The sequence below is a fragment of the Curtobacterium sp. VKM Ac-2887 genome, from assembly GCF_015350935.1.
In the GTDB taxonomy this organism is placed as follows: domain Bacteria; phylum Actinomycetota; class Actinomycetes; order Actinomycetales; family Microbacteriaceae; genus Curtobacterium.
On sequence record NZ_JADKSB010000006.1, the window covers coordinates 121,899 to 139,062 of the forward strand.

Below are 17,164 nucleotides of genomic sequence, written 5' to 3' on the forward strand. Positions count from 1 at the left end.
CGGGCTGCTGCAGGGGCGGTGGCGGCGCCTGCTCGACGGGGGTCGGAGCGACCGGCCGGCGGCTCGCTCCGGCGGTCACCGCGCGTCCGCACTCACCGCAGAAGATCGCCCCCTCCGGGAGCATCGATCCACAGTGTTCGCATCTGATCACGGTCTGCCTCTGTCCTCACTCGGCCGTCCACGACGCTCGTCAGGCCTCCGGCCATCGTAGTCACCGCGTCTCGCCGAGCCCTGACCGGTGGTCGCGCGCGGCCGTTCGGGTCCGCGCAGGGACCGGAGCGACACGGCGGTGCGGAACCGCTCACGACGCGTCCGACCGGCGCGCAGGGTCCCCACCGCGTCGTCCGTCGCCGACCACATCCGGTCGGCAGCGGCCTGGTCGACGTCGCTCGGTCCGAACACCGCCCGGTCGGCGAGGGCGGCCAGTCCGGTCCCGCCCTCACCCGGAGCACCGGCGACGGTCTCGCGTCGCGTGGCCGATCCGGCCACGTCGTGTCCACGGTCGAGGAGCGCATCGCGGTACTCGTCCCAGGCCCCCACGATGCGACCGCGCGGCGTCGGAGCACGACGCCGCCGTCGGCGGCGGACCCGCTTCAACAGGACGATCACCCCGAACGGCAGGAGCACGAGGGCGATCAGCCCCAGTGCACCGAGCACCCACGGCAGCGCTGCGAGCAGGATCTGCAACCACAGCGGCTGCACAGGCGGCGTGTTCCGATCGCTCTGCGGCGGCGCCTGCTGGTCCTGGTCCTGCTGGTCGACGGGAGGCGGCGGCACGACGGTTTCGGGACGGGTCACCGGCTGCGGCGTCTGCTGCTGCTCGTTCGGGATCTCGCGGACACTCGGGTTCGGGTTGAGCATCACCCACCCCCACTGCGCGGTGTCGACCTCGATGCGCGCGGTGACGTCCGAGCCGCGGAACGTCGTGGTGCCCCCGCTCACCGACGCCCCGCCGGACCCCGAGTCGCCGCCCGCAGTGAAGCCCATGACCACCCGTGCCGGGAACCCGAGCTCGTCGGCCATCAGCGCAGCGGCCGCGGCGTACTGCTCCTGGTCGCCGATCATCAGCGGCGACGTCAGGAGCTCCTGGATGCGGTCGGCGCCGTGCCCCGAACGGCTCATCCGGTCGTCGCCCACGCCGTGGCTGACGTACCCGTTGCGCTTGAGCGCCTGGATCACCGCGACGAGCTTCGCACCAGACGTCGCATCGGCATCGGTCGTCGCCTCGACCGTCTCGCGGACGGCGTCCGGCACCTCGCGCGCCGTGGGGACCGCGGCGCTGCCCGGGCGGGCCGCCGCGAGCTGCTCGTCCGTCGGCTGGTCGGGGACCACGGCGGTCAGGTCGTAGGAAGTGCCTTCGCGGACACCGCCGACCACGGCGCCCGTCTGCGTCGAGCCGTTGTAGAAGAAGGACCCGCGCTCGTCGTCGGCGTCGGTCCCGGTGAAGTCGACGCGCTCCAGGTCCCCCACCGTCGGCAGCCAGACCCCGTTGTAGCCGTCGACGGTCACCCCGACGCGCACCGTGGTGCCGTCCACGCCACGGACGTCGACCGACGTCGGCACCCGCTCGAACGTCCCCGACGACGAGGAGCCGTCCGACCCGCCGACGCGGTAGACCACGCCGTCGTAGGTGTCGAGCGTCGCGATGCGCACGAACCCGTTCTCCGGCAGTCCGGTGACCCGGAGCTGTGCGGTGTCCGCCGCGCTCTGTTCCTCGTACGCGCGGAAGCCGCTCAGCGGGCTGACGTAGTCGCGGGGGTCGAACGGCTTCACGACGTCCGTCCGGGCCACGGTGCGCTCGTTCGCCGGCGGTGCGACCAGCCCGAGCCCCGTCGCGACGACGGCCGCCGCCACGATCGTCCCCGTGCCGACGAGCGCCGGGCGGACGACCGACCGGGCGATCGGTACCGACGACCCGATCGTGGTCGCCACGGCGACCGCGCGACGGGCGTGCCGCACCGTCAGCGCCCACACGAGCGCGACCGCGACGAGCACGACGGCCGTCACGATCGACGTGTCCAGCCGGCTCGGCCCGACGACCACCCCGATCGCGAACAGCACCAGCGCCGGGATGCTCGCGAGTTCTTGCCTGGAGGCCCGGGTCGCCACGCTCACGGCCGTCACCGTGGCGACGAGGAGCGTCACGAAGTACGGCACGAGGAGCGCCTCGTACGAGCCGACCGGCAGGCTGATGGTCACCAGCTGCTTCCACCCCAGCGCGACGCCGGCGAACAGCGCGAGCAGGCCAGGGCCCGTCGGCAGGACCCCGTTGGCCTGACCAGGCACGGCGGCGGGTACACCGGCGAGCGTGAACGCCGCCACCGTCGCGATCGCCACCACGACCAGCGGCAGCCGCAGGACCGCGCCGACGAGGGCGACGAGGGTGCCGAAGACGATCGCGGTCACCGCAGCGACGATCATCGAGTCATCACGGTAGACCGGCCACCACGACACACTCGCGACCGCGAGCAGGAGCCACACGACGAGGGTCCCGCCGGCCAGACGGAACGGCACGAGCCGCCGGGCATCGCGGCGATCGGAACGCCGGGTCGACCGACGGGCACGCTCCGCGGGCGGCGTCGGCGCGGCCACCGGAGGGGCGCTCACGCGGCGGCCGATCGGTGCAGGGCGTGCCGGAGGTCGTCCAGGTAGCCGATGGTCATCACGGTCAGGCCCGCGACCCGCAGGAACCGTGGCTGTGCTTCGGGCTCGCAGATCACCGCGACGACCTCGACCCCGACGGGGAAGCGGGTCGCCGCGAGCCGGAGCGCCGGCAGCCCGATCGTCGAACCGACGACCAGGAACGCCACCGAGATGCCTTCGGTGTCGCTGCCGACGATCCGGGAGACCTCGGCGATGGGCAGGCAGGCATCGGCGAGTCCGACCGAGGCGAAGTCGTCGAGCAGTCGCGTCGGGGTGACCGTCGGCAGGGTCCGCACCGCGTAGACGGCACGCTTCGCGAACTCCGGGGTGCGTTCCGACACCACGACCGAGACCTCTCGGCCGTCGCGGATCGCACGAGCACCGAGCGAGGCCGCAGCGCTCACCGCGAGCTCGAACTCCTCGTCGTCCCCGAACTCCGACCTGGCGATGCCCAGCGCCACGACCAGGTGCGAGCGGCGCGTGTCCTCGAACTGGCGCACCATCAGCGCGCCCGACTTCGCCGTCGATTTCCAGTGGATGGTGCGGGGATCGTCACCCGGCATGTACTCGCGGATGGCGTGGAACGCGATGTCCGCCGGCGACAGATCGGTGGTCGCCTGCCCCTCGAGGTCACGCACCAGGCCGGTGCTCGTCGACGGGATCGCGATCGTGCGCGGGTGCACGATGACCTGTTCGCGTGCGGTCCAGACGACCTCGCGACGGACGAGACCGACGGGGTCGGCGCGGACACCGGTGACCGGCCCCACATCGAGCACGCCGCGGCGCACGGTCGGCACGGGTACCAGTTGCTCGAACGTGCCGTGCGCGCCGATCGCCGGGATCGCGACGTCGACGAGACCCGGGCCGACCGGCACCTCGACCGTCGTCGGCACCGAGGGCAGACGCGTCGGGTTCTCCGCCGTGACCACCACACCGGCCTCGTCGCCGACCGCCACACGGTGCTGCGGCAGGCGCATCCGGATCACCAGCCGCGTGCGACCAATGAGCGCGATCGCGGCGACGACGACGAGCACCGCTCCCGCGAACCCGACGACGACGATCTCCCGCAGGCCGAACCGGTAGCCGGCCACGAACGCGACGAGCGTGAGGGCCGCGACCGTCCACCCGAGCCCGGTGACGACGGACGAGACCTCGCCCCAGGAACGCTTGACGAGCCTCCAGGCCGTTGCCCACACCCGGACGATCCCGACGACCGCATCCGCGGCGACGCCTTCGCGGTCACCGACGATGCGCGAGCGGACGTTGGTCAGGCCGGCGACCGTCCCCGTGCGCTCGTACGCCGTCGTCCCGCGACGCGACCGCGTCGAGGACGGACGGCGTGAGCGCGTGGAGACGGGCCGGCGGTCCGTCACGTCGTGACTCGGTCGGCCGGCGGCGGCGTCTCCACCAGCAGCTGTGCGATGACGCTCGGCGCGCTGACACCGTCGAACTCCGCCTCGGCGTCGAGCACCAGGCGGTGCGCGAGCACCGGGACGGCGAGGGCCTTGACGTCGTCCGGCGTGACGTAGTGGCGGCCGCTCAGCGCGGCGAGCACGCGTGCCGAACGGATGAGGCCCATCGCGCCGCGGACGCTGACGCCCAGGCGGACCTCACTGGCCGAACGCGTCGCGTCGACCAACCGTGCGACGTAGTCGGCGATGACGGCGTCGACGTGCACCGTGCGGGCCAGCGCGGCCATCTCGGTGATCGTCGCCGCAGGCACGACGCTCGCGAGCGGAACCGATGCCGACGGAGCCGACGAGGTCTCGAGGATCTTCACGGTGGCGGCGTGGTCGGGGTAGCCGATCGAGGTCTTCATGAGGAACCGGTCGAGCTGCGCCTCGGGCAGACGGTACGTGCCGGCCTGCTCGATGGGGTTCTGCGTCGCGATGACCATGAAGGGGGCCGCCAGGCGGTGGTTCACGCCGTCGACCGTGATCGCCGACTCCTCCATCGCCTCGAGCAGGGCAGACTGCGTCTTCGGGCTCGCACGGTTGATCTCGTCGGCGAGGACGATGTTCGCGAAGACCGGGCCGCGGTGGAAGTCGAACTCCTGCGTGCGCTGGTCGTAGACGCTGATGCCGGTGATGTCGCCGGGCAGCAGGTCGGGGGTGAACTGGATGCGGTTCGTCGTCCCCTGCACGCTCTGCGCCATCGCCCGCGCCAGGCTCGTCTTGCCCGTGCCGGGGACGTCCTCGAGGAGCAGGTGGCCCTCGCTGAGCATCGCCGTCACCGCGAGGCGGATCACGAACGTCTTCCCGAGGAGCACCTGCTCGACGTTGGTCACGATGCGGCCTGCGACGTCGGCGAACCAGGTGGCCTGCTCCGGGGTCATGCTCATGCGGGGTGGTCCTCGTCCTTCTGGATGGTCAGTTGCCGGCGGCGGGGGTGATGATGAACGTGTCCGGGCTCGGGTCGGGCGTGCCGTTGACGGTTGCGGTGACACGGATCGCATCGAACCCGACCGGCACGTTGTCGCTCAGCGCGTACTTCCCCGCACCGTCGGGCTTGTCCTCGGTGCAGTTGTAGCTTCCCAGAAGCCCGTCGGTGCAGTACTCCACCTTGTACGTGGGGATCAGAGCCGCGTTGTTGCTGTTGTCGGGTGGGTTCACGACCGGCGCCTGGCCGACCACGGCGCTCACCACCGAGGCGCGGGTGGTGTACGCGGTGCGCTTCGACTCGCTGCTCGATGCGCAGTAGTCACCATCGGTCGCACACGCGGTGAAGACCACCCTCGACTCGATCCCGTTCCCGGCGCCGGCACCGAGCGAAGCGCTGCCGTTGAACCGAACCCGGGGACCGTCGTTCACCGAGTAGTACAGGTAACGGGTCGTCCCGCTCGCAGCGATGTCGACGACGTGGTTCTGTGGGTTCCGGACGTCGGTTCCGATGCTGACGCTGCCGGTGGGCGCGTCCGGCGTCTGGTAGCCCTCGACGCCGGCGGGCTGGGAGGGCGCGCAGAACAGGCCGTTGTCGGCGTACGCGACGTAGCGGTACTGGCTCGTGATCGTGTCGCTGGCGCTGCTGCTCGACCAGGTCCTCTCCGCGCCGTCGGTCGAACACCCGGCCGGGATCGGAGTGTTGGCGGCGTACTTCGCGATCGTCCATCCCGGTGCTCCACCGGCCCAGTTCGACTCGGTCGCGTTCAACGCGACAGCAGTGGTCGAGCCCTGGCGGTTCCCCGTCGCGCTCAGGGAGGGGGTTCCGGGTCGACCGATTGCCGAGCCCGTCGCCGACGCCGAGTTCCACTGCACCACCGTGCCGTTGCGATCAGCGCTGTTCCGAGCCGACACGGTCACCGTGTACTGCGCCGCGCTCTGGGCACCGGCGAACGAGGTGTTCGTCGCAGTGCCGGTGTTGCGGGTGTCGGACAGCCCCGGACCCTCGATGGTCACGACGTAGTTGTCGACCGAGCTGCCCCGGTTCGGAGTGGCGACGGCGTTCCACTTCACGTCGAGCTGGTTCGGCGTCGACCCGTTCGGCGTGACGGTGATGCCCTTCGGCGGCGCCGGCACGAAGTCTGCACTGATCGGAGCGGAGCTGCCCGACGGCTTCGAGTCGCCGATCGCGTTGGTGGCGATGACCTGGAACCGGTAGGACGCCTTCGGGTCGAGCCCGGTCAGCGTGCAGACGGTCGCGGTGCCGCAGTTCTTCGAGACACCGTTCGTGCCCGTCACGCGGTACCCGGTGATCGGCGAGTTGTTCCCCTGCGGCGTCGACCAGGTCAGCGTGGCCTGACCGCCGTCGTACGAGCCGGTGCGGGTCGGCGTGCCCGGGGCGTCGGGGACGTCCTGCACGGAGACGGTCACGTCGCCCCACACGTACCGGTCCGGGTCGTTCGTGGCGTCCGCGACCTGGTACTGCAGGTGGGCGTCGACGGGCTTCGCGGTGTCGGAGACCCGGACCTGCAGGCGGGAGCGATCGGCGCTCGGCGTCACCGAGACACCGCTCGGCAGGCCGCCGGAGAGCCCGCGGATGTTCACGACGCGCAGCCTCTCACCGGGGAACGGATTGGTCGGCTGGTCGTTCGTCAGCACGTCGATGGTCGTGGTCGCACCACGCTTGGTGATCGACCTGTCGGCGCCGGGTTGCACGAGCGGTCGGGTGGACGCCACCACGCCGACGGTCACGGTGCCGGCACGTCCGGCGTTGGCGTCGTCCTGCACGCCGATGCCGATCGACGCCGTCGTGTTCTTCTTCGCGGTGTCCGGCACGGCGATGGTCAGCTGCTGGCCCGAGATCGTCGCGGTGGCACCGCTGGTCGGCTTGCTCACCACGGAGTACCGCAACTCCGGCAGGTCCTTCGGGTACGGGTAGTCGGTGAGCTTGGTCAGGTCGACGGTGCGGGTCTCGCCCGGCTGCATCTCGACCGCCGATCCGGTGAACGCCGGCGGCTGGTTCGACCGCGGCGTCACGGTGACCGGGAGCACGAGGGTCGCGACCCGGCCCTCCCCGCCGTTGGCCGCGGAACCGTCGGTGACCTCGAACGAGATGGACGCGTTGCCGTAGTAGAGCTTCGACGAGGTGAACTGCAGCGTCGACGAGTCCACGACCAGGCTCTGGCCGTTCGCGTGCGTCGCCTTCACCGTCCCGCGGTCCGTGATCTTCGCCGTCTGACCGTTCGCGGTCACGACGTAGTCCTCGAGCGGGATGCGGACCGTGGCCTCGCTCTTCACGGTGACGGCACCGGCCGAGCGGTTGATCTGCGGCAGGGCGTCGTCGAACCCGGGGACGTTGATGAAGCCGTAGGACACGATGTCGGGGTGGTCGACTCGTGCGACCGAGAACGGGATGACCTGGGACTCGTCGGTGAGCCGGACCGTGATCCGTCCGTCGTCGGTGAGCCGCGCGGTGTCGCCGTAGCCGTCCACGATCCCGACCCGCAGGTCGGCAGCGGTGCCCTCGGCGAAGAAGACGTTCTCGAGCACGTCCACGGTCACGCTCTCGCGCCGCAGGATGTCCTGCAGGTCCAGGGTGGTGTCGTCGACCTCGGGGCGGAGGGGCTGCGCGTCCGGGTCGACGGTGACGGTGAGGAACGCGGTGCTCGATCCCCCGCTCGCGTTCGCGACGGTGTAGAGCACGGCGTAGTCGCCCGACTTCGCGGTCTTCGGGGGTGTGACCCGGATCTGCTGCTTCCGCAGGATCTTCGCCGACACGTCGTCGGCGGTGGGCTCGGCCGCCGACACGGTGAGCTGGCCACCCTCGGGGTCGGAGTCGTTCTGCAGCACCCGGACGGTCACCGACCCGCCGGGGCGGATCGTCACGTGGTCGGCCTCGGCGACGGGGTTCGACGCCTGTTCGGCCCGGGGCGCGATGCCCACGCGGACGGTACCGGTGGCACGCGCCCCCAGGGCGTCGACCACGGTGTAGGTGAACTCGTCGGTGCCGGCCGAGTAGTCGCCCGCCTCATAGGTCAGGGCGTCGGACGCGACGTCGGTGACGGAGCCCTTGTCCGGGTTCGAGCCGACGCCGACGAGCTGCACGGAGTCACCGTCCGGGTCGATCCCGTTCAGCGGCACCGAGATCCGCACCGACGAACCGGCCACGACGCGGGCGGTGACGGTCTGCGGCACCGGCGGGTTGTTCGTCGCGGCGTCCCGCTCGCGCACCGAGATCGAGACGGCGGCGTCGGCGTACTGGCCGTCCGGACCCGCGACCCGGTAGACGGCGGTGTAGTTGCCGGGGGTCTTCGGCGCGAGGTAGCGCAGGTGGTCACCCGAGGCGAACAGCAGACCGCCGTCGCCGGGCACGTTCTGCACGAGCTCGGGCTCAAGGGTCAGGGGTTCACCCTCGGGCTGGGTGTCGTTGTCGAGCACGTCGATGTTCGCGACGTCGCCGACCCGGACGGTCGCACTGTCGGGCTGGGCGACGGGCGGCTGGATCCGGTCGGGCTTGGGGATCTCGACGACGGTGATCGTGCCGGTAGACGACGCGAGGCCGTTCGTCTCGGTGTAGCCGAACGACACCGGCCCGTCGAGCGGTGCGGTCAGCGTGACGCGCACGGTGTGCTGGTCGAGGATGCTCGCCTGGACGCCGCTGCCCCGCTCGGGTCCGTCGAGGGCGGTGACGAGCAGCACCCCGCCCGCGGGGTCGATGTCGGTCGCGGTGACGTCGGTGTCCTTGCTCGAGAGCGTGTTGACGAAGACCGTCTTCGGGGTCGTGATGGGCGCGGTCGAGGCGTCCGGTGGTGCGAGGATCGTGACGCGCACGATGCCGCTCGACGTCTTCACACCGTCGGTGACGGTGTACTCGAGTTGGTGGTCGCCGGCACTCGCACCCTGCACCCGGAAGGTACCGGCGTCGTAGCTCGGGGTGACCGTCAGCCCGGCCGACGACGACACGCTCGTGAGGGTCACGGTGCCGTTGCCGCCCCGGACGTGGTCGAGCGGTTCGACCGTGAGCGCCTTGCCTGCGTAGCCCTGCACCGGGAACGGGTCGGCACGCAGCGGCACACTCCCCTGCTTCGCCACGCGCACGGTCACCGAGCCGCGGCCGTCGGCGCGTCCGTCGCTCACGACGAGCTGCACGGCACGGTCGCCCGTCCGGCCGCTGTCCGCGCGGAAGTCGAGCAGGCCGTCCGGGGTGGTCGACACCCGGTCGCCGTCCGAGGCGGTCGCGGACTTCAGGTACACCGGGTCGCCGTCCGGGTCGACCCAGTCGCCGAGCACGCTGCTGACGACGTGTCCGTTCTGCACCACGTCCGTCGAGGTGTCACGCACCTGCCGTGGGGCCTCGTTCTGCGATTCCGGCCGCACCGTGACACGGACGGTCCCGGTGTCCGACCCGCCATTGCCGTCGGTGATCGTGTACGGGAAGGTCACGGTGCCGGTCGCGCGCGACGACAGCGTCACCTGCAGCCGCTGGCCGTCGGCGACGATGGCGACCCGGCCGGTGGACTCCGAGATGGACCCGACCTCGCTCACGATGATCGGGTCACCGTTCGGGTCGTAGTCGTTGAGCAGGACCGGGAGGCTCGTGGTGCGTCCCGGACGAGCGCCCAGGTCGTCGTCCACCGCCACCGGCGGCTTCTGGTCCTTGTCGACCTCGGGATCGTCGTCGGAGACCTGCTCCTGCTGCTGCTCGTCGTCCTGCTTGATGAGGTCGGCCCAGTTGTCGATGAGCTGGCCACTGCGGTCGATCGCCCACGAACGACCGCTCAAGGGGTCGTTGGCGACGACGGTCTGCCCGTTGTGCAGGATCTGCATCGTGCTGGTCCCACCGGTGCTCGCGAGCCGCTGGAGCGCGTTGCCGTCACAGGTGTCGATCGCCTGACCCCCGGCCCACGCCGCGTAGGTGCAGGACCCGTCGACGTAGGGGCGCGCCGCGCGTCCGGACACCTGGAGCGCGGTGGCGTCGACGGACCCCGAGGCGCTGACCCGGACGAGTCCAGCGGTGCCCGCGACGGTGACGTCCGACGAGGTGTCGGAAGACCGTTGGAGCGCGGGTGCCGCCCCGACCCGGTCCCCCAGCTCCACGGTGCGACCGTCGACCGACAGGGCGCCGCTGGTGCGGTCGAGCACGGCCAGGTGGCCGTCGAAGGTCGCGACCTGGAAGTCGTCGGTGCGGTCCATGTCGACCCTCCACCGTTGGTCGACGGACAACGTCGACCCGACGTCGACGAGCGATGCCGTGCCGGTCTTCGCCGAGTACACCGCGACGTGTCCGTCCGAGGCGTCGAAGACGGTGTCCGCCCCGAGCGTCAGGTCGGCCTTGGTCGAGGCGTCGAACTCGGCGAGGTCGGCCGCGGGCGTCGCCCACAGCTCGCCGGTGTCCTGGTTGCCGATCACCGCGGTGTCTCCCGCGAAGAAGACCTGCGGTGTCCCCGCGGGCAGGGTCACGGCATCGCCGACGGTGGCGTCGGCGACGTCGACCTTGGCCACGGTCCCCTTGGTCTGGTCGACGCTGTAGACCATGGACCCGCGCTGCAGCACGGACAGGTCGTCGCTCGCGGTCTCGACGGCGGTGTTCAGCTGGAGGACCCCGGTGTTGGCCCGACCGACCGCTCCGTACTCGGCGGAGGGCACCCACACCGTGCCGTCCCCGAGGTCGACGCGCTGCGTGTGGTACCCCGTCGAGACGATCGCGGTCGTCGCGACGACCGCAGCGACCAGGACGGAGACCCCGGTGGTGACGGCGGCGGATCGGTGCCTCGCGACGAGCGCGCGGATCACCCGGCGCTCCCGACGGTCGCGCACTTCTGCGCGCTCGCTGCACCGGTCTTGCCGTCGCGGTTGACCGCGACCGAGATGCACTCCTCGTCGCCGCGCTGCCCGGAGACGACGAACGTGGTGCCGGTCTGCTGACTGGATGCGCCGTTCGACGAGATGACGTAGGTGTCGCCGCTCTGCAGACCCGGGTCCGCCCACGAGAACGACACCGCCTGCGCCGAGGGCTGTGCGCGGACGTCCGCCACCACGGGGATCGCCCCGGCGCCGAGCCGCCCGACGACGACCACGGTCGCGATGGCGAGGGCGGCGACCACGACGACGGCGAGGGACGTCGCCCAGACGAGCGTCGACCGGGTGCGTCGACGCGCACGGGTGACCGATCCGGTGCGGTGGACGGTGCCGACGCTCTGCGAACCACCGGCGACGACGCCGCCCTGGACCGCGCGACGGGTGCGGCGGCGGGCGCCGACCCGCGACGGCGGCTGGAGCTCACGGATCATGGTCCGGTCGCCCTCCGGGGTCGGGGTCGCGATGGCCCACGCCTCGACCGCGACGTCGGCCGCGGTCTGCGGGATCCCGAGCTCGGCCTCGACCTGCTGGAACCCGCGCACGAGTTCGAGCACGGTCGTCGGGCGCGACGGCACCTTGCGGGACAGCGCGGTGGCGAGCAGGCGCTCGAGCGACGGTGGGACGTCGGTGCGACCGGTGGGTTTGACGCCGCCCTTGTCGATCCGGCTCATCAGGTCGCTCGCACCGTTCTTGCCGCCCCGGACCTCGAACGGGCTGCGGCCGGCGAGCAGGGAGTAGACGGTGGCGGCGAGGGAGTACACCTCGGACTGGATCGTGCCGCGGGATTCGTCGATCAGGACCTCGGGTGCCGACCACGGGATCGACATGCCGATGGGCTCGTCCGGGTCGGTCCCGCCGATGGTCGCCGCGATGCCGAAGTCGGACAGCACGGGGTTGCCGTACGCCGTGAGCAGGATGTTCGACGGCTTGATGTCACGGTGGAGCACGCCTTCGCGGTGCGCGGTCTCGAGGGCGGAGCCGATCCGGACACCGATCGAGAGCACCTCGGACACCGGGATCGGCTCGCGCCGGTACCGCTCGCTGAGCGACGAGGAGCACAGCTCCATCACGAGGTACGGACGTCCGTCGGCCGCGACGCTCGCCTGGAACACCGTGAGGATCGACGGGTGGGTGCTGAGCCGCGCCATCAGGTTGGCCTCGGCCTGGAACATCTGCCGGACGCGGTCGTCGACGACCTCATCGAGCAGCACCTTCACCGCGACCTGACGACGCGGCATGTCCTGTTCGTACAGGAAGACGTCGGCGAAGCCGCCGGAACCGAGGACGTGCACGGGGCTGAAGCCGCCGATCACGGGCGGGTTAGACGGCAGGCGACGCGCCATCGCTATCTCCTCCCCGGCCGAGCGGCCAACTCTCTCGTCGTGGCACAGTCATTGTACGAAGCGCCGGTGACCGTCGATCCGCGCGCCGACCACCTGTGGACGGGCGCACTCCCCCAGTTCGGGGGGTCCTGTGCCGGCGGTCAGTGCCGCGGCAGGGTGTCCTCGAGGTCGCCGTCGTCCGGGGCGGCGTCGACCTGGAGCACCACGACGGTGACGTTGTCGCGGCCCCCCGCGACGACCGCGTCACCGACGAGGCGTTCGGCGAGTCCCTGCGCACCGGCTTCTCGCGCCGCGATGCGCGCGATGCCGGCGTCGCCGAGCTCCTTCGTCAGGCCGTCGGAGCAGACGATGTACCGGTCGCCCGCGCGGAGCGGCAGGGTCCACCAGTCGGGCGCCGGCGGTTCGCCGAACCCGACCGCGCGGGTGATGACGTTGCTGTCCGGGTGCTGTTCGGCGTCCTCGGCCCGCAGCAACCCGGCGTCGACCATCTCCTGCACCACGGAGTGGTCCACGGTGACGCGGCGCAGCACGCCGTCCTCGATCCGGTAGGTCCGGGAGTCGCCGACGTTGAAGACGAGGGCCGCCGGCTGCCCGAGTGACGCGACCAGCGCGATGCCGGTGACGGTCGTGCCCGCTCCGATCGCGTTGCCGCCGGCTGCGCGCTCGATGTCGGCCGTGGCGAGCAGCAGCGCCCGCTGGATGCCCTGCCGCGTGGTGAAGGGTTCCTGCGTCACCTGCTCGAGTCGACGCACGACGGCGTCGCTCGCGCGGTCGCCGGCGAGGTGTCCGCCCATGCCGTCGGCGACGACGAAGAACGGTGCCCCGACGATGTAGCTGTCCTCGTTGTGGTCACGGCGACGACCGACGTCGGTCGCGGCTCCCCACGAGAGCGTCAGGGTGGCGCCGTCGGCACCGGGGACGTCGATGGCGTGCGCAGTCGCTGCTCGGCCGAGTTCGGTCACGTTTCAGGATCGCTCTCTGGGGGTTCGGGGCGTGCCGTGTGCTGTCTGGTCGGTGGGCCACGGGGGAACCGGTGGGAACCCGTCCGCCGTCGGTGCGACCCGGAGGTACGGCGAGAGGACCTCGATGGCGTTGCCGTCACCGACCTCGACTACCGTACCCGTCAGCGCGACGATCGACGCACCTGATGCCATGCGGTACACCGGCGCGCCGGCCGGTCGGACGACGGTGCCGTTCGTGGACCGCAGGTCCTGCACCACCACGGCTTCGCCCTCGGCGTGGATGCGGACGTGCGAGGACGACACCTGCCCGTTGGCGGAGCGCACCGTCACGAGTTCCGGTTCGGGGCCGCTGGTGATCCGCGGCAGCGACGGACGCCGCCCGATGACGACCGGGTGGTCCAGACGGAAGGTGCGGTCGCCGATGCGGATCGACGGCACACGCGCCGCGGGCGCGGCAGGGACGGACGGGAGGCCCGTGGCGGCTCCGGCGGGCACGCGCGGTCCGGCGGCGCTCCGGACACGGGCGCGGACGACCGTGTCCTCCGGGTCGGCTCCGTCGTCGGCAGGGTCGTCGGCACGGTCGCCGACCGGCTCGGATGGTTCCGTGCGCGGGCGGATGACGGTGTCGCCGAGCACGTCGTCGAAGCGATCGCCGCCGTCCGACCCGCGGGGTCGACGGATGACGGTGTCCTCGATGTCGTCGTCGCGCAACCGGAGCCCTTCGGGTGTGGTGTCCTCCACCGTAGACGATCCGGTCGACCCGTCACACCGCGCCGTCGGCGGTCGGCGCCGGTCACGATCGGTGCCGGTCACGACGGGGCCCGGCCCACGTCGGCGCGCTGCCGGCCAGGACCGACCGCAGGACCAGCCCGGCGAGCGGGTCGTCGGCCCGGGTCTCGAGGGCGTAGCGCGCCCGCGTCTCGGCGCGGGCCGACGACCCGAGCGCCCACGCGCACCAGGCCCCGAGTGCGAGCGCACCGGCGGCTCCGGCCGTGCTGTCCGCCTGACCGCCCTCGGCGCGCCAGACCCGCCAGGCCTCGGCACACCGGTCGCCAGCCGTGCGCAGCCGAGCACGGTCCGGTTCCGGTCCGAGGCCGTGCAACGCCGGCGGGGTGGGATCGCCGAACGGGTCGAACCCCCGGATGGCGCGCGGATCCGGCTGGTCTCGGGCGGCGAGGAACGGGATGAGCGCCATGCGGGTCGACAGCGCACCGCAGGCGGTGACGATCGCGATCGCGCCGACGCGGGAGCCAGCGCCGACGCCGGACGTGACCAGCGCTGCGGCCGCTGCTGGGAGGGTGACCGCCGCCGCGATCTCGCGAGGAAACCGGACTGCGGTGTGGTCAGGGGTGTGTGCCGTCAAGGGGATCATGCACGCCATCGAAGCGTGATCCGGGCCTCCAGTCAGGCACGAACCGACCACCTGTGGACAGCAACGCCCCGGCCCGCCCTGTGGAGGACGGACCGGGGCGATGGTCAGACGGTGACGGGTTCCAGGCTCTCGGCGACCAGGTCCCAGCCGGACTCGCTGCGTTCGACCACGACGCCGTTCGCGGCGGCCCAGTCGACCAGGTCGTCCATGGTCGCGACGACCGCTCCGGTGCGCGCGAGCAGCGCGACCAGTCGGCCCTTCGCCGTCTTGTTCCAGTGGTTCAACGCCCGCCGGCGACCGGAACCGTCGATGCTCACGATGCGCGGGGCGACCGCGTCCAGGACGGGACCGAGCTGCCGGTAGCCCTCGGACCGGAGGTCGAGGACCAGGCCGTCTGCCCGATCGGCCAAGACCCTGGACGAGGTCGCCGGCCAGTGCGACGCCAGCCGGATCGTCCCGAGCCGGGAGTCGTGCGACAGACGGTACGCCGGGATCGGGTCGCCAGCACCGATCGGTCCGAACATGGCCGACTGCACGACCACGTGGTCGTGCCACCACGCCCGCGTCGACGCGTCGGCGGTCTGCGCGCCCAGGGGGTCGTAGAGCACCCCTGTGTAGCGCTCGATCGCCGGCATCGTGCCCGACGTGTCGAGCTCGAGGTTGCGGAACCGTTCGGCGATCGACTTCGGGCCGAGCTTCAGAGCCGTCCTGGCCGAGGACTCCTCGGAACTGACAGAGCGGGCCGCGGTGATCACCGCGGCCCGCTCTTCGGCCAGTTCCGGGAACGAGAGTGCACGCAGATCGAGCGTGCGGCTCGTGTCCCCGCCCTCCCGCTTCGTCTCCGAAGGCGGGAGGAGGACGGTCAGTCCGGTCAGGACGCCAGCGCGGCCTGCCGCGCGACGATCGTCACCGTGTCGTGCTCCACCGACAGGAAGCCGTCTTCGGCGTCGACCGCGACGGTCGATCCATCGGCCCGCGTGATGCGGACCTGACCCTGCGCGAGGATCGCGAGCATCGGCTCGTGTCCTGCGAGGATGCCGATCTGGCCCTCCGTCGTGCGTGCGACGACCATGGTGGTGTCGCCCGACCAGACCTCACGGTCGGCCGAGACGACGCTCACGCTGAGACCCGCCATGTCAGCGGTTCTCCTTCTGGATCTGTGCCCACTTCTCTTCCACGTCGTTGATGCCACCGACGTTGAAGAACGCCTGCGTCGCAACGTGGTCGAACTCGCCGTCGGCGATGGCGCGGAAGGACTCGATGGTGTCCTTGAGCGGCACCGTGGAGCCCTCGACGCCCGTGAACTTCTTCGCCATGTACGTGTTCTGCGAGAGGAACTGCTGGATACGACGAGCGCGCTCGACCGTGATCTTGTCCTCTTCGGAGAGCTCGTCGACACCGAGGATGGCGATGATCTCCTGCAGTTCCTTGTTCTTCTGGAGGATCTGCTTGACGCGCGTGGCCGTCTCGTAGTGGTCAGCGCCCAGGTACCGCGGGTCCATGATCCGCGACGTCGAGGTCAGCGGGTCGATCGCGGGGTACAGACCCTGCGACGCGATCTCACGCGAGAGCTCGGTGGTCGCGTCGAGGTGCGCGAACGTGGTGGCCGGAGCCGGGTCGGTGTAGTCGTCAGCCGGCACGTAGATCGCCTGCAGCGAGGTGATCGAGTGACCACGCGTCGAGGTGATGCGCTCCTGGAGCACACCCATCTCGTCGGCGAGGTTGGGCTGGTAGCCCACGGCGGACGGCATGCGACCGAGCAGCGTCGAGACCTCGGAGCCGGCCTGCGTGAAGCGGAAGATGTTGTCGATGAAGAGGAGCACGTCCTGCTTCTGGACATCGCGGAAGTACTCCGCCATCGTCAGCGCCGACAGGGCCACGCGGAGACGCGTTCCCGGCGGCTCGTCCATCTGGCCGAACACGAGGGCCGTCTTGTCGAAGACCCCCGCCTCTTCCATCTCACCGATGAGGTCGTTGCCCTCACGGGTGCGCTCACCGACACCGGCGAACACCGACACACCGCCGTGGTCCTGCGCAACGCGCTGGATCATCTCCTGGATGAGGACCGTCTTGCCGACGCCCGCACCACCGAAGAGGCCGATCTTGCCACCCTGCACGTACGGGGTGAGGAGGTCGATGGACTTGATGCCGGTCTCGAACATCGAGGTCTTCGACTCGAGCTGGTCGAAGGCCGGGGCCTTGCGGTGGATCGGCCAGCGCTCGGTGATCTCGAGCTTCTCGTCCGTGTTGAGCACGTTCCCGAGGACGTCGAAGACCTTGCCCTTGGTGACGTCGCCGACGGGGACCGAGATCGGAGCGCCCGAGTCACGGACCTCCTGGCCACGGACCAGGCCGTCGGTCGGCTTCAGGGAGATGGCACGGACCAGGTCGTCGCCCAGGTGCTGGGCGACCTCGAGGCCGATCTCCTGCGACGAGTCACCGATGGTGATGGTCGTGAACAGGAGGTTGTACATCTCCGGGATTGCGTCGTGGGGGAACTCGATGTCGACGACGGGACCCGTGACACGGGCGATCCGGCCGACACCGGGCGCCGACGACGTCTCGACCGCGGTGGTTGCGGTGTCGGTCATGGCTGGTGCCTTCCTG

The 17,164-nt window shown here is 71.2% G+C and carries 11 protein-coding genes; all 11 read right to left on the minus strand.

Annotation, left to right across the window (positions count from 1 at the left end; translation table 11 throughout):
- Positions 1-147: 147 nt before the first annotated feature.
- On the minus strand, positions 148-2,607 hold the full coding sequence (locus ITJ69_RS08885) for a DUF3488 domain-containing protein (protein ID WP_194672568.1): 2,460 nt from the start codon (positions 2,605-2,607) through the stop codon (positions 148-150).
- On the minus strand, positions 2,604-4,016 hold the full coding sequence (locus ITJ69_RS08890; protein ID WP_111083878.1) for a DUF58 domain-containing protein: 1,413 nt from the start codon (positions 4,014-4,016) through the stop codon (positions 2,604-2,606). The genes ITJ69_RS08885 and ITJ69_RS08890 overlap by 4 nt, the downstream gene beginning before the upstream one ends.
- Positions 4,013-4,984 (minus strand): AAA family ATPase, encoded by a 972-nt coding sequence (locus ITJ69_RS08895; protein ID WP_123294288.1) that lies wholly within the window; start codon positions 4,982-4,984, stop codon positions 4,013-4,015. The genes ITJ69_RS08890 and ITJ69_RS08895 overlap by 4 nt, the downstream gene beginning before the upstream one ends.
- Positions 4,985-5,012: 28 nt before the next feature.
- The gene (locus ITJ69_RS08900; protein ID WP_194672569.1) at positions 5,013-10,814 is read right to left on the minus strand and encodes an Ig-like domain-containing protein; all 5,802 of its coding nucleotides are present in this window, start codon (positions 10,812-10,814) and stop codon (positions 5,013-5,015) included.
- Entirely contained in the window at positions 10,811-12,223 is a 1,413-nt protein-coding gene (locus tag ITJ69_RS08905) for a serine/threonine-protein kinase (RefSeq protein ID WP_159571111.1), read from the minus strand. Before ITJ69_RS08905 ends, ITJ69_RS08900 begins: the two co-directional genes overlap by 4 nt.
- A gap of 140 nt (positions 12,224-12,363) precedes the next feature.
- Positions 12,364-13,185: a PP2C family protein-serine/threonine phosphatase gene (locus tag ITJ69_RS08910; RefSeq protein WP_123294286.1), complete on the minus strand. Its 822-nt coding sequence runs from the start codon at positions 13,183-13,185 to the stop codon at positions 12,364-12,366.
- 3 nt (positions 13,186-13,188) lie between these two features.
- Positions 13,189-13,926: an FHA domain-containing protein gene (locus ITJ69_RS20415; protein ID WP_323743072.1), complete on the minus strand. Its 738-nt coding sequence runs from the start codon at positions 13,924-13,926 to the stop codon at positions 13,189-13,191.
- A 52-nt stretch (positions 13,927-13,978) separates the two neighbouring features.
- Positions 13,979-14,557 (minus strand): hypothetical protein, encoded by a 579-nt coding sequence (locus ITJ69_RS20420; RefSeq protein ID WP_228505237.1) that lies wholly within the window; start codon positions 14,555-14,557, stop codon positions 13,979-13,981.
- Positions 14,558-14,661: 104 nt separating this feature from the next.
- Positions 14,662-15,432 carry a YaaA family protein gene (locus tag ITJ69_RS08920; RefSeq protein ID WP_323743076.1) on the minus strand — a complete coding sequence of 257 codons (771 nt, stop codon included), beginning with the start codon at positions 15,430-15,432 and terminating at the stop codon, positions 14,662-14,664.
- A complete protein-coding gene (locus ITJ69_RS08925; RefSeq protein ID WP_027465776.1) occupies positions 15,429-15,692 on the minus strand; it encodes a F0F1 ATP synthase subunit epsilon in 264 nt (87 codons plus the stop codon). The genes ITJ69_RS08920 and ITJ69_RS08925 overlap by 4 nt, the downstream gene beginning before the upstream one ends.
- A 1-nt stretch (position 15,693) precedes the next feature.
- A complete protein-coding gene (gene atpD / locus ITJ69_RS08930; RefSeq protein WP_065959250.1) occupies positions 15,694-17,148 on the minus strand; it encodes a F0F1 ATP synthase subunit beta in 1,455 nt (484 codons plus the stop codon).
- Between the last annotated feature and the right edge of the window lie 16 nt (positions 17,149-17,164).